General features: G+C 72.2%; 20 protein-coding genes and 1 pseudogene. 5 read left to right on the top strand and 16 right to left on the bottom strand.

What is annotated here, in order from left to right; translation table 11 throughout:
- Nucleotides 1-58: 58 nt before the first annotated feature.
- Entirely contained in the window at nt 59-1,861 is a 1,803-nt protein-coding gene (locus tag D1369_RS22990) for a hypothetical protein (RefSeq protein WP_118082590.1), read from the bottom strand.
- Between the two features lie 170 nt (nt 1,862-2,031).
- Nucleotides 2,032-3,417: a hypothetical protein gene (locus D1369_RS22985; protein ID WP_007382803.1), complete on the bottom strand. Its 1,386-nt coding sequence runs from the start codon at nt 3,415-3,417 to the stop codon at nt 2,032-2,034.
- A gap of 294 nt (nt 3,418-3,711) precedes the next feature.
- Here D1369_RS22985 and D1369_RS22980 point away from each other — a divergent pair, with 294 nt between their 5' ends.
- Genes D1369_RS22980 through D1369_RS22970 form a run of 3 tightly spaced genes read left to right on the top strand, consistent with a single transcriptional unit; the run spans nt 3,712 to nt 6,767 of the window.
- The gene (locus tag D1369_RS22980; protein WP_007382804.1) at nt 3,712-4,374 is read left to right on the top strand and encodes a bifunctional DNA primase/polymerase; all 663 of its coding nucleotides are present in this window, start codon (nt 3,712-3,714) and stop codon (nt 4,372-4,374) included.
- A 36-nt stretch (nt 4,375-4,410) separates the two neighbouring features.
- Complete coding sequence (locus tag D1369_RS22975) at nt 4,411-5,181, top strand: ABC transporter ATP-binding protein (protein ID WP_007382805.1); 771 nt, start codon at nt 4,411-4,413, stop codon at nt 5,179-5,181.
- Nucleotides 5,178-6,767, top strand: coding sequence for a hypothetical protein (locus D1369_RS22970; RefSeq protein WP_037900520.1), 1,590 nt, complete (start codon nt 5,178-5,180; stop codon nt 6,765-6,767). The genes D1369_RS22975 and D1369_RS22970 overlap by 4 nt, the downstream gene beginning before the upstream one ends.
- Before the next feature lie 275 nt (nt 6,768-7,042).
- On the opposite strand, the gene D1369_RS22965 is transcribed toward D1369_RS22970, so the two are convergent.
- Complete coding sequence (locus D1369_RS22965; protein WP_007382807.1) at nt 7,043-7,978, bottom strand: alpha/beta hydrolase; 936 nt, start codon at nt 7,976-7,978, stop codon at nt 7,043-7,045.
- 491 nt (nt 7,979-8,469) lie between these two features.
- Nucleotides 8,470-9,162: a metal-dependent transcriptional regulator gene (locus tag D1369_RS22960; RefSeq protein WP_007382808.1), complete on the bottom strand. Its 693-nt coding sequence runs from the start codon at nt 9,160-9,162 to the stop codon at nt 8,470-8,472.
- Nucleotides 9,163-9,368: 206 nt separating this feature from the next.
- Here D1369_RS22960 and D1369_RS22955 point away from each other — a divergent pair, with 206 nt between their 5' ends.
- Nucleotides 9,369-10,145 carry an SIS domain-containing protein gene (locus tag D1369_RS22955; RefSeq protein WP_007382809.1) on the top strand — a complete coding sequence of 259 codons (777 nt, stop codon included), beginning with the start codon at nt 9,369-9,371 and terminating at the stop codon, nt 10,143-10,145.
- 81 nt (nt 10,146-10,226) lie between these two features.
- Here D1369_RS22955 and D1369_RS22950 read toward each other — a convergent pair whose 3' ends face one another.
- The 4 genes and pseudogenes from D1369_RS22950 to D1369_RS22935 form a co-directional block, all read right to left on the bottom strand.
- Complete coding sequence (locus tag D1369_RS22950) at nt 10,227-11,690, bottom strand: PAS domain-containing protein (RefSeq protein ID WP_240436091.1); 1,464 nt, start codon at nt 11,688-11,690, stop codon at nt 10,227-10,229.
- A 92-nt stretch (nt 11,691-11,782) separates the two neighbouring features.
- Nucleotides 11,783-12,241: a GNAT family N-acetyltransferase gene (locus D1369_RS22945; RefSeq protein WP_161263273.1), complete on the bottom strand. Its 459-nt coding sequence runs from the start codon at nt 12,239-12,241 to the stop codon at nt 11,783-11,785.
- Nucleotides 12,234-12,323, bottom strand: a pseudogene (locus D1369_RS43955) (RidA family protein); the annotation flags it as partial. The pseudogene D1369_RS43955 and the gene D1369_RS22945, both read right to left, overlap by 8 nt.
- A 408-nt stretch (nt 12,324-12,731) precedes the next feature.
- Nucleotides 12,732-13,835, bottom strand: a complete 1,104-nt coding sequence (locus tag D1369_RS22935) for a citrate synthase 2 (RefSeq protein ID WP_007382812.1) — start codon at nt 13,833-13,835, stop codon at nt 12,732-12,734.
- A gap of 238 nt (nt 13,836-14,073) precedes the next feature.
- Between D1369_RS22935 and pdxH the strand changes: the two genes are divergently transcribed.
- Nucleotides 14,074-14,742, top strand: a complete 669-nt coding sequence (pdxH, locus tag D1369_RS22930; RefSeq protein ID WP_037900523.1) for a pyridoxamine 5'-phosphate oxidase — start codon at nt 14,074-14,076, stop codon at nt 14,740-14,742.
- Nucleotides 14,743-14,800: 58 nt separating this feature from the next.
- Here pdxH and D1369_RS22925 read toward each other — a convergent pair whose 3' ends face one another.
- The 8 genes from D1369_RS22925 to D1369_RS22890 all read right to left on the bottom strand — a co-directional run bounded on the left by D1369_RS22925 (nt 14,801) and on the right by D1369_RS22890 (nt 24,901).
- The gene (locus D1369_RS22925; protein ID WP_037900526.1) at nt 14,801-15,415 is read right to left on the bottom strand and encodes a TetR/AcrR family transcriptional regulator; all 615 of its coding nucleotides are present in this window, start codon (nt 15,413-15,415) and stop codon (nt 14,801-14,803) included.
- A complete protein-coding gene (locus D1369_RS22920) occupies nt 15,403-16,137 on the bottom strand; it encodes an enoyl-CoA hydratase family protein (RefSeq protein ID WP_007382815.1) in 735 nt (244 codons plus the stop codon). Before D1369_RS22920 ends, D1369_RS22925 begins: the two co-directional genes overlap by 13 nt.
- Entirely contained in the window at nt 16,134-17,702 is a 1,569-nt protein-coding gene (locus D1369_RS22915) for a 4-coumarate--CoA ligase family protein (protein WP_007382816.1), read from the bottom strand. The genes D1369_RS22920 and D1369_RS22915 overlap by 4 nt, the downstream gene beginning before the upstream one ends.
- Before the next feature lie 33 nt (nt 17,703-17,735).
- Nucleotides 17,736-18,866, bottom strand: a complete 1,131-nt coding sequence (locus D1369_RS22910; protein WP_007382817.1) for an acyl-CoA dehydrogenase family protein — start codon at nt 18,864-18,866, stop codon at nt 17,736-17,738.
- 68 nt (nt 18,867-18,934) lie between these two features.
- On the bottom strand, nt 18,935-20,776 hold the full coding sequence (locus D1369_RS22905; protein WP_118082589.1) for a biotin carboxylase N-terminal domain-containing protein: 1,842 nt from the start codon (nt 20,774-20,776) through the stop codon (nt 18,935-18,937).
- Nucleotides 20,777-20,787: 11 nt separating this feature from the next.
- Entirely contained in the window at nt 20,788-22,386 is a 1,599-nt protein-coding gene (locus tag D1369_RS22900; protein ID WP_007382819.1) for a carboxyl transferase domain-containing protein, read from the bottom strand.
- Nucleotides 22,383-24,110: an acyclic terpene utilization AtuA family protein gene (locus tag D1369_RS22895; RefSeq protein WP_007382820.1), complete on the bottom strand. Its 1,728-nt coding sequence runs from the start codon at nt 24,108-24,110 to the stop codon at nt 22,383-22,385. The genes D1369_RS22900 and D1369_RS22895 overlap by 4 nt, the downstream gene beginning before the upstream one ends.
- A complete protein-coding gene (locus D1369_RS22890) occupies nt 24,107-24,901 on the bottom strand; it encodes a TIGR03084 family metal-binding protein (RefSeq protein ID WP_007382821.1) in 795 nt (264 codons plus the stop codon). Before D1369_RS22890 ends, D1369_RS22895 begins: the two co-directional genes overlap by 4 nt.
- Nucleotides 24,902-24,908 lie beyond the last annotated feature (7 nt).

The raw sequence follows: 24,908 nt of genomic DNA, 5'->3' as shown, positions 1-24,908 counted from the left end.
ACCGACCCGCGGCCTCAACCGACCCGCGGGGGGCGCCGGGACGCCCCCCGCGGACCGCTCACAGCTGGGTGGCCGTGCGCTCGGTCAGGCTGTACTTCCTGGCGATCGCGTTCCACAGCTGGGCCGCCTTGGCCTTCTCGATGCTGGCGGTACCGCTGTCCCGGTTACCGGCCTGGGTCTGCCCCGTGATGCGGGCCTGGCCCTTCTTGCAGCCCTTCTTGCCGGCGGCCTGGTCGGCCCAGGCCGCGTAGTGGTTGTCGGCGGACGCGGACGCCTGCCAGGCCTTGGTGAGGGCGGCGGTCAGCTCGGCGTGGTCCGGCAGCTGGTCGACCTTGAGCGTCTTGAGCCGGGTCACCAGGCCGGTGCGCTGGGACGCGGCGTTCCGCAGGTCCGTGGCCGCCTGGCCGAGGTTCTTGCAGGACTTCACGTTCGCCACCGCGCTGATCACCGAGGATCGGCTGTTGCCGCTGTCGGCGAGCAGCTTGTCCAGCTCGACGGCCTGCGCCTTCGCCGGGTCGGCGGCCGGCGAGGAGGAGCCGTCGGTCGCGGGGGCCGTCGCCGCCACGGTCTGGTTCTTGTCGCTCCCGCCGCCGCCTCCGCCCCCGCCCCCGGCGAGCAGCGCGCCCGCGCCGACGCCGAGCACGACGATGCCGATGCCCACGGCGGCGATGACCGGCACCCGCGACCGCTTGCGGCCGCCCTGGTCGCCGTCGTCGTAGAGCTCAGCGCCGGGCGGGCCGTACGGCGGCTGGGCTCCGTACGCGGGCTGCTGCGCCCCGTACGGCGGTTGCTGGGCCCCGTACGGCGGTTGCTGGGCCCCGTACGGCGGTTGCTGGGTTCCGTACGCGGGCGCCGCGGGCTGGGAGAAGCGCGGCATCTGCTGCGTGGACGCGGCACCGCCGTCACCGCCCGGACCGCTGCGGAAGAGGTTGTCGAAGTCGGAGGGCGGCTGCCGGTCCCCGCCGTAGGGCGCGCCGGGGGCCTGTCCGGGCACGGGTGCGATGAATTGCGTGGCCTCGGCGTCGGGCCCGGTGGGCGCGCTCTGCGCGCCGTACGGGGTCTGCGGGTAGTGCGCCGCCTGCGCGGACACCTCGGGCGGCAGCTCGCCGGGGCGGACGGGCGGGAGGAACTGGGTGGCGCCCTCATGGGCGGCGGGGCCGGCCGCGACCGGCGGAATGAACTGGGTGGCGCCCTCGTCGGCCGACGGCAGGGGTCCGGAGGCGGGGGCGCCGGGGGCGGGGGTGCCGGGGGCCGACGGGAGGGGCTGGCCCACGGGTGGCAGGTAATAGGACGTCGGCTCGTTGGAGTCGTACCCGGGCGTGGCCTGCTGCTGCGGCGCACCGCTCCCGGAAGCCTCGTAGGGCGCGACCTGGCCCTGCTGCGGGGGCAACGGCTGGGACTGGGGGATGGGCTGACCCACGGGCGGCAGGTAGTAGGACGTCGGCTCGTTGGTGTCGTACCCCGGCGCGGGCTGGGGCTGTGCCTGTGCCTGTGCCTGGGGAGGTGTCTCGCCGGGCTGCTCGGGCGCGCCCCAGCTCTGGGCGGGCGGCTGCGACCAGTCCTGCTGCTGGTACTGCTGGTGCTGCTGAGACTGGTCCTGCTGCCGGCCGGGACCCCACGGGGTGCCCCAGGCCTGGCCGCCGGGCGGCTGACCGTAAGCCTCGTCGGCGGCCGGTCCGGGCCGGCCCGCCTGCGGAGGGTTGCCGTAGCCGCCCTGCTGCGGGGGGCCGTAGCCGGGCTGCGGACCGCCGTGTCCACCCGTCTGTCCCGGCAGCAGGGGTTCCCCGCCGTCGGAGGGCAGCACGATGCCTTCGCGCGCTTCGCGCGCCGAGGGCTGCTCGCCCTGTCCACTCTGCGTCACCGGGACTCCTACTTATGGGGGAACTTCGGAATCGTCGGTTCACGCTACCGGGTCCTCCGAGCCCGGTGCCACGTAGCACAGGACGTGACCTGCGCCCCTGTGACCGCAGTAACAGATCGCGGGAGATCGCGTGACGATTCCGGGCTCGTATCCGCTGTGTATGTCCTCCTTTACGCGGCTGCCTGAAGGTCGAGGCGGGCCCCGAACTCCCTTACGACGGGCTCGTCCCGGAACGGCTCCAGGCGCTGCTGGAAGTCGTCGAGGTAATCCGCGCCCCGGTTGGAGCGCAGGGTCTCCAGCAACTCGACCGCTTTCAGACCGGTGTTGCAGGCCTGCTCGACCTCGCGCTGCTGCACCTGCGCGGAGGCGAGCAGGACCAGACCGATGGCCCGGCGGCGCGCCTTGTTCTCGGGGAGCCCGTCCAGGGCCTCCTGCGCGCACCGCGCCGCCGCGTCGGCCTGGCCGAGGTCACGGTGGCAGTGGGCCAGCTCGTCGGCCAGGTAGGCCTCGTCGAAGTGCGCGATCCACGCCGGGTCGTCGCCGGAGGAGGGGTCCGCCGCCTCCAGGGCGTGCACGGCCCGTCCGGACGCCGCCTGGGTGGCCCGCACATCGCCCAGGAGCGCGTGCCCGCGGGCCTCGGCCGCGTGGAACATCGCCTCCGCGCGCGGTGTCACCCGCCCCCGCGCCCCTTCCTGCGCCGCCCGCGCCAACTGGGCGATCTCCCGCGGGTTCCCGAGCTGCGCGGCGAGGTGGCTCATGGACGCGGCGAGCACATAGCCGCCGTAGCCGCGGTCGCCGGCCGCCTGTGCGAGCCGCAGCGCCTGGATGTAGTACCGCTGGGCCAGGCCCGGTTGACCGGTGTCGATCGCCATGTACCCGGCGAGTTCGGTCAACCGCGCGACGGCCGCGAACAGTTCCCGCCCGGTCGCCTCCCGGTACGACCCCGCGAGCAGCCCGGAGACCACGCTGTTGAGGTAGTGCACGACGACCGGGCGCACATGCCCGCTGCCGTACTGGTGGTCGAGGTCGACGAGCGCCTGGGTCATCGCGCGCACGGCCGCCACGTCGGACTGCCCCACGCGCGGGCCCGCCTGGCGCGCCACCTGCGAGTCGGGCGAGGAGATCAGCCAGTCGCGGCTCGGCTCGACCAGCGCGGACGCGGCGACCGAGGAGCCGGACAGGAAGTCCCGGCGGCCCACGTCACTGCGCCACAGCTCACACACCTGCTCGATGGCGCCCAGTACCGTCGGCGAGAACTGGAGCCCGACGCCGGAGGCGAGGTTCTTGCCGTTGGCCATGCCGATCTCGTCGATCGTGACCGTACGGCCGAGTTTGCGCCCGAGGGCCTCCGCGATGATCGCGGGCGCGCGGCCCCGCGGCTGCTGTCCGCGCAGCCAACGGGCCACGGACGTCTTGTCGTAGCGCAGGTCGAGGCCGTGCTCGGCGCCGCACATGTTGACCCGGCGGGCGAGCCCGGCGTTCGAGCACCCCGCCTCCTGGATGAGCGCCTGCAGCCGTTCGTTCGGCTGCCGCGCGACGAGAGGCCTTGCGGCCATGGCGTACCCCCTGTGGCTGCGGTGCCTGCCCACGCACCGAGTTGACGTGTCTTCCACCGAAAAGTTCCGGCCGTGAAGATCAATGCCCCACCAAGGTGCCGAAAATGCGAGGCATGCGAAGATTGCCGGGGTAAGGACTCGTACCGACCCCCACCCGTGGTTACCCAGCTCACGCCGAGGTTCCTCCTCTGCGCCCCCGCACATGCATCCATGCGCCCCGGATGCGGAATCGATGCGCTGCCCCCGCGCGCGCAGGTCCTGGCCTGGCCGTAACCCGAGGTGGGTGCGGGAGTTGTGTTCAGCGTGGAAGAGACGATCGCGGGTACCCAAGCCGCCCAGATTCCGAAGCAGCGCGGCGAATCGCTGCCGGAGACAGCCGTACGCTACGCCGAGGAGCGCCACTGGGACGTCTTCCCCGGCACCTGGCTGGAAGCCGTCGACGGGGTGCAGCGGTGCTCCTGCGGTGACACCGCGTGCGCCGCGCCGGGGGCGCATCCCGCTCGGGAGGACTGGGCGACGCAGGCCACGGGCAGTGCGACGGTCGCGCGCCGGATGTGGCAGAAGCATCCGACCGCCTCGATCCTGCTGCCCACCGGGCGGACCTTCGACGCGCTCTCCGTCGCCGAGACGGCCGGGTTTCTCGCGCTCGCGCGCATGGAGCGCATGGAGTTGACGCTGGGCCCCGTGACGCTGACGCCTGATCGCCGGATGCACTTCTTCGTCCTGCCGGGGGCGTCGGTGAAGCTGCCGGAGTTGGTGCGGAAGCTGGGCTGGACGCCGTCGTCACTCGATCTGGTCGCGCTGGGCGAGGGGGCCTATGTGGCGGCTCCCCCTACTCGGTACGGTTCGTCCGGCGCCGTTCAGTGGGCCTGTCGTCCGACCCCTGCGAACCGTTGGCTGCCGGACGCCGAGGAGCTGATCTCGCCGCTTGCCTATGCGTGCGGCCGGGACAGGTGACCTGCGTGATGCGCCGCGCCCCTACAGTTGGCGTTCATGACGTCGGCTGTGAGTGTGCGTGGTCTCTGGAAGCGGTTTGGGCAGCAGGTAGCCGTTGCCGGGATTGATCTGGAGCTCCCCGCGGGGAAGTTCATCGGTCTCGTGGGCCCGAACGGCGCCGGGAAGACCACCACTCTCTCCATGGTGACCGGGCTGCTGCGGCCCGACGAGGGGACAGTCTCCGTCGTCGGGCACGACGTGTGGCAGGACCCGGTGGCCGTCAAGGCCCGGATCGGCGTCCTGCCCGAGGGGCTGCGGCTGTTCGAGCGGCTCTCCGGGCGTGAACTGCTCGGCTACACCGGGCGGTTGCGGGGACTTCCCGGGGGCGAGGTCGACCGGCGGGCCGCTCAGCTGCTCGACGTGCTCGATCTGGCGGGGGCCCAGCACAAGCTGGTCGTCGACTACTCGACCGGGATGCGGAAGAAGATCGGGCTCGCGGCCGCCCTGCTCCACAACCCCGAAGTGCTGTTTCTCGACGAGCCGTTCGAGGGCGTCGACCCCGTCTCCGCGCAGACCATCCGGGGCGTGCTTGAGCGGTACACCGCCTCCGGTGCCACCGTCGTCTTCTCCTCGCACGTGATGGAGCTCGTGGAGTCCCTGTGCGACTGGGTGGCCGTCATGGCCGCAGGGCGCATCCGCGCCCACGGGCCGCTCGACGAGGTACGCGGTGCCGCGCCCTCGCTGCAGCGCGCCTTCCTGGAACTCGTGGGCGCACAGGGGCAGGACGCCGGGGCGAACCTGGACTGGCTGGGCGGCGGGGCCCGATGAGGGCGGACGTCACCCCGGTCGTCGTACGGCTGAAGCTGTCGCTGCTGAGGAACGGACTGCGGCAGTCCGGCGGGCGGCGGGCCGCCTACATCGCCTCGGCCGTCGCCGTACTGCTCTTCTCCGTCCTGCAACTGCTCGGTCTCATCGTCCTGCGGGGCGACGAGCACGCCGGCTCCGTCGTCGTCCCGCTGGTGGCCGTGCTGGCGGTCGGCTGGGCCGTGATGCCGCTGTTCTTCCCCGGCGGCGACGAGACCCTCGACCCCACCCGCCTGGTGATGCTGCCACTGCGGCCCCGGCCCCTGGTGCGGGCACTCCTGGTGGCCTCACTGCTCGGCATCGGTCCGGTGTTCACGCTGTGCATGCTCGTGGGGTCCGTCGTCTCGGTCGCGCACGGCGCGATGGCGTACGTCTTCTCCGTGCTCGGTGTCGTGCTCGCTCTGCTGGTCTGCGTGGCGCTCGCGCGGGCCGTCGCGGTCGCCAACATCCGGCTGCTGACCAGCCGCAAGGGCCGCGATCTGGCGGTACTGAGCGGACTCGTCATCGCCGTCGGCGCGCAGGTGGTGAACTTCGGGGCGCAGCGGCTCGGTTCCGGCGGCCTCGGCCAACTGGACGGTCCGGCGGAGGTGTTGAAGTGGCTGCCACCCGCGTCGGCGATCGGGGCGGTCGACTCGGCGAGTAAGGGGTCGTACGGGGTCGCCGTACTGCAACTCGCCCTCTCCGCAGCCGCGTTGGCAGGCCTGCTCGCCCTCTGGTCCCACCACTTGACCCGGCTGATGACCTCCCCGGACGGCTCCACGCTCCCCTCCGCCGCGGGGGCCGCCCGTGAGCGGAACTCGACGGGACTCACCCGGCTGCTGCCGGCCGGACGCACCGGCACCGTCATGGAACGCAGCCTGCGCTACGTCTGGCGCGATCCCAAGACCAAGGCCGCGTGGGTGACGTCGCTGGCCATCGGGCTGATCGTGCCGGTGTTCAACGCGGTCCAGGGCACGGGATCCATCTACTTCGCGTGCTTCGCCGCGGGCATGCTCGGCGTGCAGATGTACAACCAGTTCGGGCAGGACACCTCGGCGTTCTGGATGGTCGCGATGACGATCTCCTCCACGCGGGACGCCTACGTCGAACTCCGCGCGCGTGCGCTGGCGTTGCTGGTGATCACCTTGCCGTACGCCACTGTCGTCACCGTCGTCACGACCGCGCTGATCGACGACTGGCCGAAGTTGCCCGAGGTGCTCGGTGTGTCCTTCGCGCTGCTCGGGGCGATGCTGGCGACCGGGGCGTGGTCGTCGGCGCGCTTCCCGTACTCGATTCCGCAGGAGGGCTACAAGAACGTGGCCCCGGGGCAGGCCGGCCTCGCCGCTGCCGCCGTCGTCGGCGGAATGGTCTCTGCGGCCCTGCTGTGCGCCCCCGTGATCGCCCTGACGATCTGGGCCAACCTCAGCGCGGACGGCGACGCGTGGAGCTGGGTGCTGCTGCCGGTCGGCGCGGTGTACGGGACCGCGATCACCTGGGCGGGCCTACGCCTGGCAGCCCCGCGCACGGCCCGCCGACTGCCGGAGATCCTGATGGCGGTGAGCAAGGGCTGACGCCCGGACGGGGCGGGTGGGCCGCAGGCCAGGCGGTGACGGGTGCGAGCGGCTGTGGCGGTGGACGTGTCGGCGCGGGAATCCATGGCAACGGATACCCGCGCCACGCAGGCCACAGCGGGCCACGACGGGGACGCGGGCCGTCCGGCACGTTCCTTGCCGGGCCACCCGGGACGGGCCGAGCTCCGGTCCCGCAGCGGCCCGCGCCGACGACCGCGGGAAGCCGCAGCGGTGGACACCCGGGCGCGGAAAGCCTCGGCGTCGGGCTCCGGTCCTCAGTCGTTGTTGCCGTCGTCCTGGCTGTCCAGGCCGTCCAGGAAGGGCTCTATGGCGGCCCGCCAGGCCTCCGGCTGGTCGTAGTGGACGAGGTGGCCGGCGTCGGCGACCTCGGCGTACTCGCCGCGGGGCAGGACGCGGACCATCTCCTGGGCCTCGGCGCGGCCCAGTTCGCCGTCGAGGCCGCGGACGACCAGGGCGGGGCACCTGACCTGGGTGAGTTCTTCCCAGTGGGCGTCGTAGACCCAGGTCTCGCGGGACGACAGCATCTGCTCGGGCTCGAAGACGGGGCGCCAGCCGTCGGGGGACTCGGCCATCACCTCGGCGTAGAACTCGCCGCGCGCCGGGTTGGGCCGCTCCACCCAGGGGTCGTCCTCGCCGAACCACTTGCGCACGTCGGCCAGCGTGGCGAAGGGGACGGGCCAGGCCTCGAACCACTCGCCCCACTCCCGCTGCGAGGCGGCACCGAGGGCGGAGGCCCGCATGTCGCAGATGATCACTCCGCGGACCAGGTCGGGTCGGCGGGCGGCGAGCTGCCAGGCGGTCAGGGCACCCATGGCATGGCCGATGAGGACGGTCGGGGCGAGGCCCAGCTGTTCGAGGGCGGCCTCGGCGTCCTCGACGTACGCGTCACGGGTGAAGGCGGCCCTGGGGGGCTTGTCGCTCTGGCCGTGTCCGCGCTGGTCGAGCGCGACGGCCCGGTAGCGCTCGGAGAGCCAGCGGGCGGTGGACGCCCAGTGCGAGGCACGGCCCATCAGGCCGTGGAGTAACAGCACCCCGGGTGATCGTTTCTCCGGAGCGGGCGAGGTCTCCCCCGCCGGGTCCGCCCGGTCGGGCGGGTCGGTCTTGGACGGGTCGGTCTTGGGAGGGTCACCGAACTCCCAGGCCGCAAGACGTACGCCGCCCGCCCCGGTCACGTCGATGCGCCGCGCCATTGGCACCCCCCTGAGCTCCGCCCGGGCCGCCCGCTCCCGCTCGGGCCGCCCTGTGAACCGTTCCTGACTGCCGTGTCTGTCCTGTCCGTCGTTGCACTGCCGTACATCTCTGTAGCGCACGCCCCCTGCGCTCCGTCACCCGCAGACTATCGAATACGCATTCGAAGATGGGCCTTTGGACGGCAACACCCCTCGTTCGAGTGACCCCCCTCAAGGAATGATCGCCGCAGCCGAGGGGAGATCTTCAGCGGGAGGCGGACCGCTCGGGGACATCGGTCCGAGGGGAATGACCCTGGGAGCTCGGGGCTCCGGGTCAGCACAGGGGAGGACCGGCCCCGGCGCCGAAAGGCGCCGGGGCCATCCCCACGTCCACGGCACATCCGCCCGCCCCCTCAGGTCATATGCCTCACGCGACAGCCTCGCACGACGAGCGTCGAAGCGCTGCGATTCCGCACGTGAATCTCGGATCGGTGCGCCCCCTCAGCGGCCGCTCAGCGCTTGGCGACGAACACGTGCGAGGCGACGTCCGACTCCAGCTCGGCGGCCTCACCGCCGCTGCCCACCAGCACCCCGCCGGGCGACTCCGTCACGCTCACCACCGAACCGGGCTGCACACCCGCCCGACGCAGCGTGTACATCAGCTGCGCGTCCGTCTGGATCGGCTCGCCGATACGGCGTACGACGACCGTCTTGCCGTCGAGACCCGGGTCCAGCTCGGCCAGCGAGACCATGCCCTCGTCCAGGAAGGGGTGCGGGCCGTCCTTCTCGCCCAGCTCCTCAAGACCCGGGATCGGGTTGCCGTACGGCGATTCGGTGGGGTGGCGCAGCAGCTCCAGCACCCGGCGCTCCACCGCCTCGCTCATCACGTGCTCCCAGCGACACGCCTCCGCGTGGACCTGCTCCCACTCCAGGCCGATCACGTCGACGAGCAGGCACTCCGCGAGCCGGTGCTTGCGCATCACACGGGTGGCCAGGCGCCGGCCCTCGTCCGTCAACTCCAGGTGCCGGTCACTGGCGACGGACACCAGTCCGTCGCGCTCCATCCGCGCCACGGTCTGGCTGACGGTGGGCCCGCTCTGGTCCAGCCGCTCGGCGATCCGGGCGCGCATGGGGACCACACCTTCCTCCTCCAGCTCGAGGATGGTGCGGAGATACATCTCCGTGGTGTCGATCAGTCCGGACATACGTGCCCCTTGATGAGATCTGCCGGAAGCACGACAGCTTTCCGGTTCATGCGCTGGCCCTGGCATCAATTCTGCCGGATGCCACTGACAAGCGTGCCGCGCCGTTGAAACCAGACGGTGACGAGCAGGCGCGCGGCTGTATTGACATCCCACTGGTCCAGACCGCACGGTGATCCGCGACACGGCGACGAAGGGTTGGACGACGCATGGGCGAGACGGGCTCCGCGAGCGGTGACGGCAAGCTGTCGGGACAGTTCTTCGACGCCGCGATCGGGCTGCTGCGGCGGGTCCGCGACGAGGAGGCCGAGTCGATCGCGGCGGCCGGTGAGCTCCTGGCCGACACCGTCGCCTCCGGCGGCCGCCTCTTCGCCTTCGGCGCCGGACACTCCTCGCTCGCCGCACAGGACCTCGTCTACCGGGCCGGCGGACTCGCCCTGATGAACCTGCTGACCGTGCCGGGGGTCGTGGGCGTCGACGTCATGCCGGCGACGCTGGGCTCCGCGCTGGAGCGGGTGGACGGTCTCGCGAGCGCGGTGCTGAACTGCTCGCCCCTCCGCGCGGGCGACGCCCTGGTGATCATCTCGCTCTCCGGCCGCAACGCGCTCCCCGTGGAGATGGCCCTCGGTGCACGCGCCCTCGGTGTCCGGGTCATCGGCGTGACGTCGGTCGCCTACACGACGTCGACGAAGCCCCGCCACAGCTCGGGCACCTTTCTGAAGGACCACTGCGACGTCGTGCTCGACTCGAAGATCGCCCCGGGCGACGCGGAGCTCTCCCTGGACACCGTCCCGGCCCCCTTCGCCCCGGCCTCCACGGTCGTGACCTCGGCGCTGCTCCAGTCCGTGATGGCCACGGCGGCGGGCGCGCTGGCGGAACGGGGGATCGAGCCGCCGCTGCTGCGGTCGGGGAACGTGGACGGCGGGCTGGAGTGGAACGAGCGGGTGTTCGCGGAGTACGGGGACCGGATCTTCTACCGGCAGTGACCCACAGTCCCCAGAAGTGACGGCGGCCAGGGATGAGCCGGGCAGCCGCGGTCCGGGGCGCTGAACGAAGTCCCCATAGCCCTACGTCCGTCCCACCACGCCGCCCAGGTCCAACGCCGAGGCGATCCGTACCGCCACATCCTCCGCGTACACCGCGTCACCCCGCTCGAACTGACCCCTCCCGGAGCCCCGCAGGAACGTCACGACCCCGAGGGTGCGCCCCCGGCTGCGCAGCACCGCGCACAACGCGTGCACCACGTCCGGCGGCCACTGGCGGGCCTCGGCCCACTCGCGGGCCCGGTCGCCCGACACCGACCCCACGCTCGCCCGCACCGACCCCGCCCGGTCCACACACTGCAAGGCCGGATGCCCCTCCCCGTACCGCACGGGCAGCCCGGCCGCGCCCGACGCCTGCAGACTCGGCCCCGGTGCCCCGGAGGGCGTCGCGGCGACCCGTACGAGACGGACCCGACCGGTCTCCTCCCCGTCGGCCACCGCGCCCCCGGCCACCCGGTCGATCAGCGCGTGGTCGGCGAATCCGGCGAGGGCGAAGTCCAGATGGACGACGGCGGCCTCGGCCGGGTCCTCGCACTCCGCCGCCGCCCGGGCGGCCCGGTGCAGCTGGTTCGTCCGGAACCGCAGCAGCGAGGCCTCCTGCTCGCTCTGCTTGGCCTCGGTGACGTCCTGGAACAGCCAGGCGACGCCCAACGGCACCGGCTCCTCCGCCAGCGGTGAGGCCAGCCGCACGAAGCCGCAGCGCCAGCAGCGCCGCTTGTCGCCGTCCGGTGTCCGCACCCCGACCCAGATCTCGGCCGGCGCCGGCGGCGCGCCCTCGGCCAGCACATGGGTCAGCGCGCTCTCCAAGTCCTCCACGCCCTGCGCGAGCAACTCCCCGAGCGGCCGCCCCAGCACGGACGTACGCCCGACGCCCAGCGACCGGGCCGCGTGCGCGTTGACCACGGCGGGCCGCAGATCGGCGTCGACCAGCACGACACCCCACGAGGCGTCCTCGAACAGCGCCTCGCTCAGCGCGATCGACCGCTCCAGATCGATCTGCGTGTGCACCTCGCTGAAGGCGCAGTACACCCCGGCCGGCTTCCCGTCGGGCCCGCGCACGGCCGCGGACTGGGTGCGTACGAGGACCCGGCCGCCGTCCTTGGTCAGCAGCGCGAACTCGTGCACCTGCCGGCCGGGCGCCTGCATGGCGGACATCAGCCGCCCCTCGACCTCCTCGGCGTCGGCCCGCCGTACCGCCCACCCGGCGAACCCGTGCCGTCCCACGGCCTCGGACGCGGTCCAGCCGAGGATGCGCTCGGCCTCACGATTCCAGTGGGTGACGACACCGTCCGCGTCGAAGGCACACAGTGCCGCGTCCATCCCGTCCAGCAGGGCGGCGAGCAGATCCGAGCCGCCCGAGCCCTCCGGCCCGTCCGGCCCGGGCTCGTCCGGCCCCAGCTCGTCGGTGGTCCCACTACGCCGGGAAGCACTCACCTGGACCCCCTGCCAGCTGCCGCGTCCGTACGTACCGCACGTCGGTTCGCTCACCAACAATCATTCAACTCGAACGTGACGCAGCACACACCGGGTTCCCGCAAGATTGAAGGAATCGTTGTACGCCGGAAACGCTCCGAATCACCTCAAACAGTTCTCCGGTCCGGCTCCAGCCGCAGGTCGATCCACTCGTCGCTCTCGCCGTCCAGCACATACCGGTCGACCTCGACGAACCCGCGCGCCCGCGCGAACCGCACCCCGTCCCCATTGACGGCCAGCACGCATGTCTCGATCACCCGGGCGCCGAGCACACGCGCATGATCAAGACCCTTCTCGTAGAGGGCCGTCCCGAAACCCCGTCCCCGGTAATCGGGCAGCACGCGCGCGATGACGGTCGCCACGGCGTCCTCCCCGTCCGGCGGGCGTACGGTCGAGCAGCCCACGAGCGTGTCCCCGAGATACGCGTTCTCCAGCCGGTAGCGCCGGACGCGCTCGCCTACCTCCTCGGTGCTCATGGCGGCCGGCGGCACGATCACGTTGTGCACGTGCCGCCACTCCTCGGCCATCTTTTCCCCTACGACGGGTTCGATCCGCAGATCAGTCACGGCCACCGCTCCCCCTGCGCGCGTACACCTCTGTCTCGATCTTCATCCTGGGATCGGCCAGGCCGCACACGAGCATCGTCGCCAGTCATGGGCGAAACGGTAGGTGAGCGCCGCGAAGACGTCGAACGTGATTCCGGGCAGGAGACGCGTGGCCCTCCTGCCGACCAGTGCGGCCGCGGCGGGCTCGGACACCGCGTCACCGAGCCGCGGGGAAAAAGCGCTTGATCCGGCGCCGACCGCTTCCTAGGGTGTGGGCTACACGAGAAGGGAGGTGGTTCGGCAGATGTATGAAACCCGGACGCGTGAGGTGACTGCGGGCTAGCGCCCGTCACCACACCGAGTGCGGTGCCGGACCAGCGCGTCACTGACGCGTGCAGCCGGCCCAATCCCAAGCAGTCACCCGACCCGCGAGCTCGCCGGTACGTCCGGCCGGCTTCTCCGCCGTCAGGCGGAGGGACCCGAGCTCGCGGGTCGTCTGCGTCCTCAGGACCTAGCGGGACGAGATGTCCCCGTAGCCCTCGATGTCGCGCGGGGCACGTGCGCCGGGGCCGATGTAGCGGGCCGTGGGGCGGACCAGGCGGCCGGTGCGCTTCTGTTCGAGGATGTGGGCCGACCAGCCGGCCGTGCGGGCGCAGGTGAACATCGAGGTGAACATGTGGGCCGGGACCTCGGCGAAGTCGAGGACGATGGCCGCCCAGAACTCCACATTGGTGGCGAGGACGCGGTCGGGGCGGCGGGCGTGGAGTTCCGCCAGGGCCGCCTTCTCCAGGGCCTCGGCGATCTCGAAGCGCGGGGCGCCCAGTTCGCGGGCGGTGCGGCGCAGCACGCGGGCCCTCGGGTCCTCCGCGCGGTAGACGCGGTGCCCGAAGCCCATCAGCCGCTCGCCCTTGTCGAGGGCCCGCTTGACGTAGGCCTCGGCGTCGCCCGTCCGCTCGATCTCCTCGATCATGCCGAGGACACGGGAGGGGGCGCCACCGTGCAGTGGGCCGGACATCGCGCCCACGGCGCCGGACAGCGCGGCCGCCACGTCCGCGCCCGTGGACGCGATCACCCGTGCCGTGAAGGTGGATGCGTTCATGCCGTGTTCGGCCGCCGAGGTCCAGTACGCGTCGACCGCCGCCACGTGCTTCGGGTCCGGCTCGCCGCGCCAGCGGATCATGAAGCGCTCCACCACGGACTGCGCCTTGTCGATCTCCCGCTGCGGGACCATCGGCAGGCCCTGGCCGCGGGCAGACTGGGCGACGTAGGACAGAGCCATCACGGCGGCGCGGGCGAGGTCGGCGCGGGCCTCCTCGGCGTCGATGTCCAGCAGCGGTTTGAGGCCCCAGACGGGGGCGAGCATGGCGAGCGCGGACTGGACGTCGACCCGGATGTCGCCGGAGTGGACGGGGATCGGGAACGGTTCGGCGGGCGGCAGGCCGGGATTGAAGGCGCCGTCGACGAGCAGGCCCCAGACGTTGCCGAACGAGACGTGGCCGACCAGGTCCTCGATGTCGACGCCCCGGTACCGCAGGGCGCCGCCCTCCTTGTCCGGTTCGGCGATCTCCGTCTCGAACGCGACGACTCCTTCGAGTCCGGGTACGAAGTCGGACATCAGGCGGCTCCTCGTGATGTGTGCGACAGGTGGCGCCGGTGGATCCACGGTCGGTTGCGGGACTCGCGGTCCTGGGCGGTCACCCCGGTGCTGCCCCCGTGCGATGGGCGGTCAGCCACCGGGGAGGACAGCCGGGAGTGGCATCTGCACCATATCCCCGAGTGCCACCTTTGGGGAGTCCTCGCGGCACTCAGTGCCACCTTCCATGGAGCGGTGCTCGATACGGCAGGATGACCATGTGACCGACGCAGACGCCGTCTCCCCCGATCCCGCCTCGATGCGCAAGCAGTACCGGGCGGAAGGGCTCGCCGAGAGCGACCTGGCCGCCACTCCCGTGGAGCAGTTCGCGCGCTGGTTCAGGCAGGCCGCGACGGAGGGCCGGCTCTTCGAGCCGAACGCCATGGTCGTGTCCACCGCGGACGCCGAGGGCCGGCCCAGCTCCCGCACGGTCCTGCTGAAGCACTTCGACGAGCAGGGCTTCGTCTTCTACACCAACTACGGCTCCCGCAAGGCCCGCGACCTGGCCGAGAACCCGTACGTCTCGCTGCTGTTCCCCTGGCATCCGATGGCCCGCCAGGTCATCGTCACGGGGCTCGCCCGGCGCACCGGGCGGGACGAGACCGCAGCGTACTTCCGCACCCGCCCGCACGGCTCCCAGCTGGGCGCCTGGGCGAGCGGGCAGTCGTCGGTGATCGCGGGCCGGGACGGCCTCGACGCGGCATACGCGGAGCTGGCCGCCCGGCACCCGGAGGGCGAGCAGGTTCCGGTGCCGCCGCACTGGGGCGGTTTCCGGGTGGCCCCGCAGGCGGTGGAGTTCTGGCAGGGCCGCGAGAACCGGCTGCACGACCGGCTGCGGTACGTGGCGGAGGCGGACGGGAACTGGCGGGTGGAGCGGCTCAGTCCGTGAGGCCGGGCGGTGTCACAGTGTGCCGCGGAGGCCGCGTGCGCGTTCCCGTCAGCTCGCGTCAGCCCAGCGTCCCTTCCAGGATCCGCGCCCACTGCGCCACCACCCGGGCCCGGCGGCCGGTGTCGTCCGTCAGCAGGTTCGCCAGGCCCAAGCCCCTCGCCATGTCCAGGAGGCCCTGGACCGTTTCGCGGACGCCGGGGCGGGACTCGTCCGCGCCCAGCAGTTCCACGGCGATGCGATGGGTCTCGCGGCCCACCCGCGCCTCCAGCTCGGTGACCTGCGGGCGCAGTTGCTCCTCGTTGGAGGCGGCGACCCACAGGTGGAGGGCGGCGCGGAAGAGGGGGCCCGTGTAGAGGTCCACGAGGGCGGAGATCACCGCGCGCCGGTCGTCCGCCGCGCCCTGCGGGAACAGGGCGCGCAGGGCCGTGGAACGCTCCTCCGCCACGTATTCGACCGCCGCCGTGAAGAGGTCCTCCCTCGTCGGGAAGTGGTGTTGGGCGGCGCCTCGGGAGACCCCGGCGCGTTCGGCGACGACGGTGACCGTGGAGCCGGTCCAGCCGTGTTCGGCGAGGCAGGCCACGGCCGCTTCGAGGAGGCGCTGCCGGGTGGCCCGGCTGCGGTCCTGCTTGGGTACGCGGTCGGCCCGGTCGCCGATCGTGGTCACACCGCCCATGAGGGATCCCGTCGTTCCAGGAAGGCTGTCATGCCCTCGCGCGCGTGCGGTGAGGCGAACAGCCGGGCCGAGAGCGCGGTCAGGTCGGCCGCGTCCCGGTCGAAGGTCTCCAGCACCCTAGCCGTGAGCAGCCGTTTGGTCTCGGCCAGGGCCTCGGGGGCGGCCCGCCGCAGACCGTCCAGGATCGGTTCGAGTACGGCGTCCACGTCGTCGCCCGCCGCCGTCACCAGGCCGATGCGGGCCGCCTCGGCGGCGTCGAAGCGCTCACCGGTGAGGTAGTGGCGGGCGAGGGCGCGGGGGTCGGTGCGGGGCAGCAGGGTCAGCGAGATGACCGCGGGGGCGAGTCCGATGCGTACCTCGGTGAAGGCGAAGGTCGACTCGGTGGCCGCGGCGGCGATGTCGCAGGCGGCGAGGAGGCCGAGGCCGCCCGCGCGGACGTGTCCGGTGACGCGTGCGACGACCGGTTTGTCCAGCTCCACGATCTGACGCAGGAGCCCGACCAACGTGTCCGGGTCCGGGGGGTCCTTCAGGTCGGCGCCCGCGGAGAAGGTGTTCCCGGTGTGGGTGAGGACGATCGCGCGGACCTCGCCGTCCTTGGCGCAGTCGGCCAGAGCGGCGGCCAGCTCCCCCACCAGCGCCGCCGACAGGGCGTTGCGGTTGTGCGGGGAGTCGAGGGCGAGGGTCTCGACGCCCCGCACGTGTGCACGGGCGATCAGTGTCATGTGCGCTCCCTGAGCTGCCGTCGGAGGATCTTGCCGGAGGCCGCCCGGGGCACCGCGTCGACGAAGGTGACGTGGCGGACGCGCTTGTAGGGGGCGACGCGCTCGGCGACGTACATCATGACCTCGCTCTCGGAGAGGCCGGACGCGGCCGGCTGGCGGACGACGAAGGCGTGCGGGACCTCGTTGCCCTGCTCGTTGTAGCTGCCGATGACGGCCGCGTCGGCGATGCCGGGGTGGGTGAGCAGGAGGGCCTCCAGTTCGGCGGGGGCCACCTGGAAGCCCTTGTACTTGATGAGCTCCTTGACCCGGTCGACGACGAACAGCCAGCCGTCGGCGTCGACATGGCCGACGTCGCCGGTGTGCAGCCAGCCGTCGGGGTCGATCATCGCGGCGGTGTCGTCGGGGCGGCCGAGGTAGCCCTTCATGATCTGCGGGCCGCGGATGAGGATCTCGCCGGGCTCGCCGGTGTCGAGGTCCTTGTCGGGGTCGTCGAGGGAGACGATCCGCATCTCGGTGCCGGCGATGAGCTTGCCGACGGTCCCGGGGGGCGCCTCGCGCATGGCGGACAGGGGGACGACGTGGGTGCCGGGCGAGAGTTCCGTCATGCCGTACGCCTGGCCGACGGGCGGCAGGCCCAGCCGGGCCGAACATGCGGCGGCGAGTTCGGCGTCCAGCGGGGCGGCGGCGCTGACGATGTAGCGCAGGGACGACAGGTCGTAGTGCTCGACGAGCGGGTGCTTGGCGAGGGCGAGGACGATCGGCGGGGCCACGTACAGGCCGGTGATGCGGTGGTTCTGGATGGCCGCGAGGAAGGTCTCCAGGTCGAAGCGGGGCAGGACGACGACGCTCGCGCCCACGCGCAGAGGCGCGTTCATGAGAGCCGTGAGGCCATAGATGTGAAAAAAGGGAAGAACCGCCAGAATACGGTCCTCTGGGCCCGCCGACATCAGTGGCTGGAGCTGGGCGAGGTTCGTGGCGATCTGGCGGTGCGTGAGCATCACGCCCTTGGGGGTGCCGGTGGTGCCCGAGGAGTACGGCAGGGCCGCCACGTCCGTCACCGGGTCGATGGCGAGGTCCGGCTCGGGGGCCGTCGAGGCCAGCATGTCGATCAGGGAGCGGTGGCCGGGGGCGCTGTCGCAGACGAAGATCTCCCGTACGCCGCCCGCGATTTCGGCCGCCCGGCGAGCGGTCTCCAGCAGCGGTGAGACGGTGACGATCCAGCGGGCCGCGCAGTCACCGAGCTGCTTGGCGAACTCCTCCGGCGTGCAGAGCGGGTGCACGGTCGTGACGGAGGCACCCGCGCGCGTGGCGGCGTAGAACGCGGTCGGGAAGGCGATCGTGTTGGGGCTGTGCAGCGCGAGCACGTCCCCCTGGACGACGCCCGCCTCCGCGAGGCCCGCGGCGACCCGGCGGTGGAACCGGTCGAGCTGTGCGTAGGTGAGGGTGGTGCCGTCGGTGCCGTCGATCAGCGCGGGCGCGTCACCGAACTCGGCGGCGCGAGCCAACACCGCGTCGTGGATGGGGAGTTCTACGGGCTGGACGTCTGCGTACTCGCTGCGGAACACGGTTCCTCCAAGACGGCCTGATGCCAAGGCGGCCTAGTACGACTTGGGCAGGCCCAGGGTCTGGTGGGAGACGTAGTTGAGAATCATCTCCCTGCTGACCGGTGCGATACGAGCCACGCGCGCGGCCGTTATCAGCGAGGCGATCCCGAACTCCCGGGTGAGGCCGTTGCCGCCGAGGGTGTGGACCGCCTGGTCCACGGCCTTCACACAGGCCTCCCCCGCGGCGTACTTCGCCATGTTGGCGGCCTCCCCCGCGGCCACGTCGTCGCCCTCGTCGTAGAGGTACGCGGCCTTCTGCATCATCAGGCGGGCCAGTTCGAGGTCGATGTGGGCCTGGGCGAGGGGGTGGGCGATGGCCTGGTGGGCGCCGATGGGGGTGTTCCACACCGTGCGGTCCTTGGCGTAGGTGATCGCCTGGGAGAGCGCGTAGCGGCCCATGCCGATCGCGAAGGCGGCCGTCATGATGCGCTCGGGATTGAGGCCGGCGAAGAGCTGGAGGAGGCCCGCGTCCTCGTCCCCCACGAGGGCTTCGGCGGGAAGGCGCACGTCGTCGAGGGTGAGCTCGAACTGCTTCTCCTGGGCGTTCAGTTCCATCTCGATGTGGCGCCGGCCGAATCCCGGGGCATCGCGGGGAACGATGAACAGGCAGGGCTTGAGGCGGCCGGTGCGGGAGTCCTCCGTACGGCCGACTACGAGGGTGGCGTCGGCTATGTCGACGCCGGAGACGAAGACCTTGCGGCCGGTCAGCAGCCAGTCGGCGCCGTCACGGCGGGCCGTGGTGCTGATGCGGTGGCTGTTGGAGCCGGCGTCGGGTTCCGTGATGCCGAACGCCATCGTGCGGGTGCCGTCGGCGAGCGCGGGGAGCCAGTCGCGTTTCTGGGACTCCGTGCCGAACCGGGCGATCACCGTGCCGCAGATGGCCGGGGACACGATCATCATCAGGAGGGGGGCGCCGGCCGCGCCGAGTTCCTCCAGGACGATGGAGAGTTCGGCTATTCCGCCCCCTCCGCCGCCGTATGCCTCCGGCAGGTTGACGCCGAGATAGCCGAGCTTGGCTGCTTCGGACCAGAGTTGCTCTCGGTCGTAGGCGCGGCCGTGGCGTTTGCCCAGGGCGGATACGGCTTGCCTCAGAGACCTGTGTTCTTCGGTTTCGATCGTGGGCATGTGGCTCCTTCGTTGTGGCTGAGCGCGCTCGCGCGGCGGTAGCCGCATATCGATACGGCCCCGCGCCCCTAGGTGGGTTCCACTACTGCCAGCAGAGAGCCGACCGTTACCTGTTGGCCGGGTGCTGCCTGAAGTGCCGTGAGCGTGCCGTTCACCGGCGCCGTGATCCTGTGTTCCATCTTCATCGCCTCCAGCCACAGCAGCGGCTGGCCCGCTTCCACGGCGGATCCCTCCGCCAGGCCGTCCGCGACCCGTACGACCGTTCCCGGCATGGGGGCCAGCAGGGAGCCCGGGGCGAGCTGGGCGGTCGGGTCCGGGAAGCGGGGCAGCGCCGTCAGGGCCGTGCCCCCCACGTAGACCTGGTCGCCGTACCGGGCCACCTCGAACGTCCGCCGCACGCCGTCCACTTCGAGTACGACCGCGCTCGGGTCCGCGTGGATCACCCGGACCCCGTCCGCCTCCAGGCCCTGCCTCGTGTGCCGGTAACGGACCTCGTGCTCCTCCCCCGCCATCGCGTACCGCTTCGTCTGCGGGCCCGAGTGCAGGTTGCGCCAGCCGCCGAAGCGGGAGCGGCCGACCGCGTCCGCGAGGGCCGCCGCCAGGGGGGCGTACGGCTCCCCGGGCCCGCCGACGAGTTCCGTGAGGTGGCGGTCGTAGAAGCCCGTGTCCATGCGGGCCGTCGTGAACTCCTTGTGGCGCAGGGAGTTCACCAGCAGGTCCCTGTTGGTGGTCGGGCCGTGGATCGTCGCCTTCTCCAGGGCGCCAGCGAGTCTGCGTACCGCCTCCGCGCGCGTGGGGGCGTGGGCGACGACCTTGGCGAGCATCGGGTCGTAGTGGACGCCGATGTCGTCGCCGTTCGCGTAGCCCGTGTCCAGGCGGACGGACGGGGGGACCGAGAAGTGGTGCAGGGTGCCGGTCTGGGGGGTCCAGTCCCGGGCGGGGTCCTCGGCGTAGAGGCGGGCTTCGACGGCGTGGCCCCGCGCGCGCGGTGGCTCGTCGGGCAGGGGGGCGCCTTCGGCGACGCGGATCTGTTCCGCCACCAGGTCGATGCCGAACAGCGCCTCCGTCACGGGGTGTTCGACCTGGAGGCGGGTGTTCATCTCCAGGAAGTGCGCCCGGGTGCCGGAGACCAGGAACTCGACCGTGCCGGCGCCCACGTAGTCCACCGCGCGCGCCGCCCGTACCGCCAGCTCGTGCAGTTCCGCCCTGAGGTCGTCGGGGAGTCCGGGGGCCGGGGCCTCCTCGATCACCTTCTGGTGGCGGCGCTGGAGGGAGCAGTCGCGGGTGCCCAGAGCCCAGACCGTGCCGTGGGTGTCGGCGAGGATCTGGACCTCGACATGGCGGCCGTCCTCGACGTACGGCTCGACGAAGACCTCGCCGTCGCCGAAGGCGCTCGCGGCCTCGGCGCGTGCGCTCTCCAGGGCGGCCGTCAGGTCCTCCACGCGGCGGACGACCCGCATGCCGCGGCCTCCGCCGCCCGCGGCCGCCTTCACCAGCACCGGCAGATCGGCCGGCGTCACGTCCCCCAGGGGCGCGAGCCCCATCAGTTCCTTGGCGCGCGTCTTGGACGCCATCGCCTCGATCGCGGACGGTGGCGGCCCGATCCAGACCAGGCCCGCGTCCAGGACGGCCCGCGCGAAGTCGGCGTTCTCGGAGAGGAAGCCGTAGCCGGGGTGCACGGCGTCGGCGCCGGAGGCGAGTGCCGCCTTCACGATCAGGTCGGCGCGCAGGTAGGTCTCGGCGGGGGCCGCGCCCGGGAGTCGTACGGCCGTGTCCGCCACGCGCGTGTGGAGGGCGTTCGCGTCCGGGTCCGAGTGCACGGCGACCGTCCGGATCCCCAGCTCGTGACAGGTGCGGAAGATCCGGCAGGCGATCTCGCCCCGGTTGGCGACGAGCACAGAAGCGATCACTGAAGGGTTCCTCACATCCGGAAGACGCCGAAGCCGCCGCGTGCGCCCTCGTAGGGCGCGGTGTGGATCGCGGACAGGCACAGTCCCAGTACGGTCCGGGTGTCGCGGGGGTCGATGACGCCGTCGTCGTAGAGCCGCCCGGACAGGAACATGGGCAGCGACTCGGACTCGATCTGCTGCTCCACCATGGCGCGCAGCGCGGCGTCGCCCTCTTCGTCGTACGGCAGTCCCTTCGCGGCGGCCGACTGGCGGGCGACGATGGAGAGCACGCCGGCGAGCTGCTGGGGGCCCATGACGGCCGACTTGGCGCTGGGCCAGGCGAAGAGGAAACGGGGGTCGTAGGCGCGGCCGCACATGCCGTAGTGGCCCGCGCCGTACGAGGCCCCCATCAGGACGGAGAGGTGCGGGACCTTCGAGTTGCTGACCGCGTTGATCATCATCGCGCCGTGTTTGATGATCCCGCCCTGCTCGTACTCCTGGCCGACCATGTAGCCGGTGGTGTTGTGCAGGAAGAGCAGCGGGATGTCCCTCTGGTTGGCCAGCTGGATGAACTGGGCCGCCTTCTGGGACTCCTCGGAGAACAGGACACCCTGGGCGTTCGCCAGCACCCCGACCGGATAGCCGTGGAGCGCCGCCCACCCCGTCACCAGGCTCGTCCCGTACAGGGGCTTGAACTCGTCGAAGTCGGAGGCGTCGACGATCCGGGCGATCACCTCGCGCGGGTCGAAGGGGGTGCGCAGGTCGCCGGGGACGATCCCCAGCAGTTCGTCGACGTCGTACTTGGGAGGTTCGGCGGGGCCTGGATCGCCGTACGCCTTGCGGTGGTTGAGGCGGGCCACGACTCTGCGGGCCTGCCTGAGCGCGTCCTGCTCGTCCACGGCGAAGTAGTCCGCGAGACCCGACACGCGCGCGTGCATCTCGGCACCGCCGAGGGACTCGTCGTCGCTCTCCTCGCCGGTCGCCATCTTGACGAGGGGCGGGCCGCCGAGGAACACCTTGGCCCGCTCCTTGACCATGATCACGTGGTCGGACATGCCGGGGACGTAGGCGCCGCCGGCCGTCGAGTTGCCGAAGACGACGGCGACGGTCGGTATCCCGGCCGCCGACAGCCGCGTCAGGTCCCGGAAGATCGCTCCGCCCGGGATGAAGATCTCCTTCTGCGAGGGCAGGTCGGCGCCACCGGACTCCACCAGGCTGATGCAGGGCAGCCGGTTGGCGAGGGCGATGTCGTTGGCCCGCAGGGCCTTCTTCAGCGACCACGGATTGCTCGCCCCGCCGCGTACGGTCGGGTCGTTGGCGCTGATCAGGCACTCCACGCCCGCCACCACCCCGATCCCGGTGACGAGGGAGGCGCCGACCGTGTAGTCGCTGCCCCAGCCGGCCAGCGGGGACAGTTCGAGGAAGGGCGTGTCGGGGTCGAGGAGCAGCTCGATTCGCTCCCGGGCGAGCAACTTGCCGCGCGCCCGGTGCCGTTGGACGTACTTCTCACCCCCGCCCGCGAGCGCCTTCGCGTGCTCGGTGTCCAGCTCGGCGAGCTTGGCGAGCATGGCTTCGCGGTGGGCCCGGTAGTCGGAACCCGCCGGGTCGAGGCCGGAGTTGAGGATCGTCACAGCAGGGCCTCCGGGATCTCCAGGTGGCGGGAGCGCAGCCATTCGCCGAGGGCCTTGGCCTGCGGGTCGAAACGGTGCTGGGCGGCGACGCCCTCGCCGAGGATGCCCTCGACGACGAAGTTCAGGGCGCGGAGGTGGGGGAGTGCGTGCCGGGTGACCTTCAACTCCGCTGCCTCCGGGAGCAGTTCACGCAGGCGCTCGACGGTGAGCGTATGCGCGAGCCATCGCCAGCCGTCGTCCGTCCGTGCCCACACCCCCACGTTGGCGTTCCCGCCCTTGTCCCCGCTGCGGGCACCGGCGACGAGCCCGAGGGGCGCCCGCCGGGTCGGGCCGGGCGGCAGAGGCTCGGGCAGGGGTGGTTCCGGTGGGTTGTCGAGTACGGCGGCCTCCTGAGCCGGTGCCACCGGGATCCGCCGCCCGTCGGGGAGGACGGCCACATGGTCCACCGCCCCATGGGGGACGTACACATCCTCGAAGACCCCATAGGGCGAGCCCTTCCCCGGTGGTGCCAGCACATGGAACCCGGGGTAACTCGCGAGCGCCAGCTCCACGGCGGCCCCGCTGAGCGCCCGTCCGACGACCCCCTGGTCCGTGTCCCGGACCACCAGCCTCAGCAGCGCACTGGCGGTCTCCTCCGTCGCCGCGTCCGGGCGGTCCGTGCGGACCAGGTCCCAGCGCACCTCGGCGACCTTGGCCAGGTGTGGCTCCAGCTGCTCCCGCACCAGCGCGGCCTTGGCCTCGATGTCGAGGCCGGTCAGGACGAAGGCGACCTCGTTGCGGAAGCCGCCGAGGCGGTTGAGACCGACCTTGAGGGTGGGGGGCGGGGCCTCGCCGCGTACGCCGGAGATCCGGACGCGGTCGGGGCCGTCCTGGGTGAGCCGGACCGTGTCGAGACGGGCGGTGACGTCGGGGCCGGCGTACCGGGCGCCCTGTGTCTCGTACAGCAGCTGGGCGGTCACCGTGCCGACGTCCACGAAGCCGCCGGTGCCGGGGTGCTTGGTGATGACGGCGGTGCCGTCCTCGTGGAGTTCGGCGAGGGGGAAGCCGGGCCTTCTCAGATCGCGCCCGCCCTCAGCGAAGAACGCGTAGTTCCCGCCGGTCGCCTGCGTCCCGCACTCCAGGACGTGCCCGGCGACGACGGCTCCGGCGAGCCGGTCGTACTCCCCCGGCCCCCAGCCGAAGTGGGCGGCGGCGGGCCCGGTGACCAGGGCCGCGTCCGTCACCCGGCCGGTGACGACCACGTCCGCGCCCTCGCGCAGACAGGCCGCGATGCCGAAGCCGCCGAGGTAGGCGTGGGCGGCGAGGCTGCCGGGGTGCTCGGCGGTCAGGTCGTCGCCCTCGACGTGGGCGACGTTCACGTCCAGGCCGAGCCGATCGGCCAACTCCCGGACACGGGCGGCGAGTCCGGCGGGATTGAGGCCACCCGCGTTGGTGACGATCCTGACGCCCCGCTCCCGCGCCAGCCCCAGGCACTCCTCCAACTGCCGCAGGAACGTGCGGGCATAGCCCGCCCCCGGGTCCTTCAGCCGGTCCCGGCCCAGGATGAGCATGGTCAGCTCGGCGAGGTAGTCGCCGGTGAGGACGTCGAGTTCACCGCCGGTGAGCATCTCGCGCAGGGCGTCGAAGCGGTCGCCGTAGAAGCCGGAGGCGTTGCCGATGCGGAGGGTCGTCCGACGGCCCCCTCGGTCGGGCGGCGGCCCTTGCCTGCGGGTACGGAGGGTCATCCGGCCGTTCCCTTCGCCGGGCGTCCGGCGCCGGGCGGGCCGGCGAATGCCTGGGCGATGTCGAGCCACTGGCCGGCGTCCTCGCCCTCCGCGCGCAGGGCGAGGTCGGCGCGGTGGGCCCGTTGGGTGACCAGCAGGCAGAAGTCGAGGGCGGGGCCGGTGACGCGGTCGGTGGCGTCCTCGGGGCCGTGGGTCCACAACTCGCCGGAGGGGGCGGTGAGTTCGATGCGGAAGGGCTCGAAGGGCGGCGTCAGTCCGTGCACGCCGAAGGCGAAGTCGCGGGTGCGGACGCCGAGGCGGACGATGTGCCGGATCCGGTCGGTCGGCGCCCGGGTCACCCCCAGCGTGTCCGCCACGTCCAGGCCGTGGGCCCAGGTCTCCATGAGGCGGGCGGTGGCCATGGAGGCGGTGGACATGGGCGGGCCGTACCAGGGGAAGCGGGCCCCCTCGGGTGCCGCGCGCAGGGCCTCCGCGAGGTCCTCGCGGCCCGCCCGCCAGTAGGCGAGCAGCCGCGCCGGAGGCTTGCGGGCGCCCTCCTCCGCACCCTCGTCCACGAAGTCCCCGGGCGCGGCCATCGCCTTCTCGACCTCACGGGAGAAGGCCTTCTGGTCGGTGACGGCGAGCAGGGAGGAGTGGTCGGTCCAGGCGAGGTGGGCGATCTGGTGGGCGACGGTCCAGCCGGGGGCGGGAGTGGGCAACGACCACTGCTCCTGGCTCAACTCGGCTACCAGCAGGTCGAGTTCCTCGCTCTCCGCACACAGGTCGTCGATGACGGGCGTGGGGTCTGCCATGGGGAGA

This window comes from Streptomyces sp. CC0208 (assembly GCF_003443735.1).
Classification (GTDB): domain Bacteria; phylum Actinomycetota; class Actinomycetes; order Streptomycetales; family Streptomycetaceae; genus Streptomyces; species Streptomyces sviceus.
This window is presented reverse-complemented; position numbering and strand designations above follow the sequence as displayed.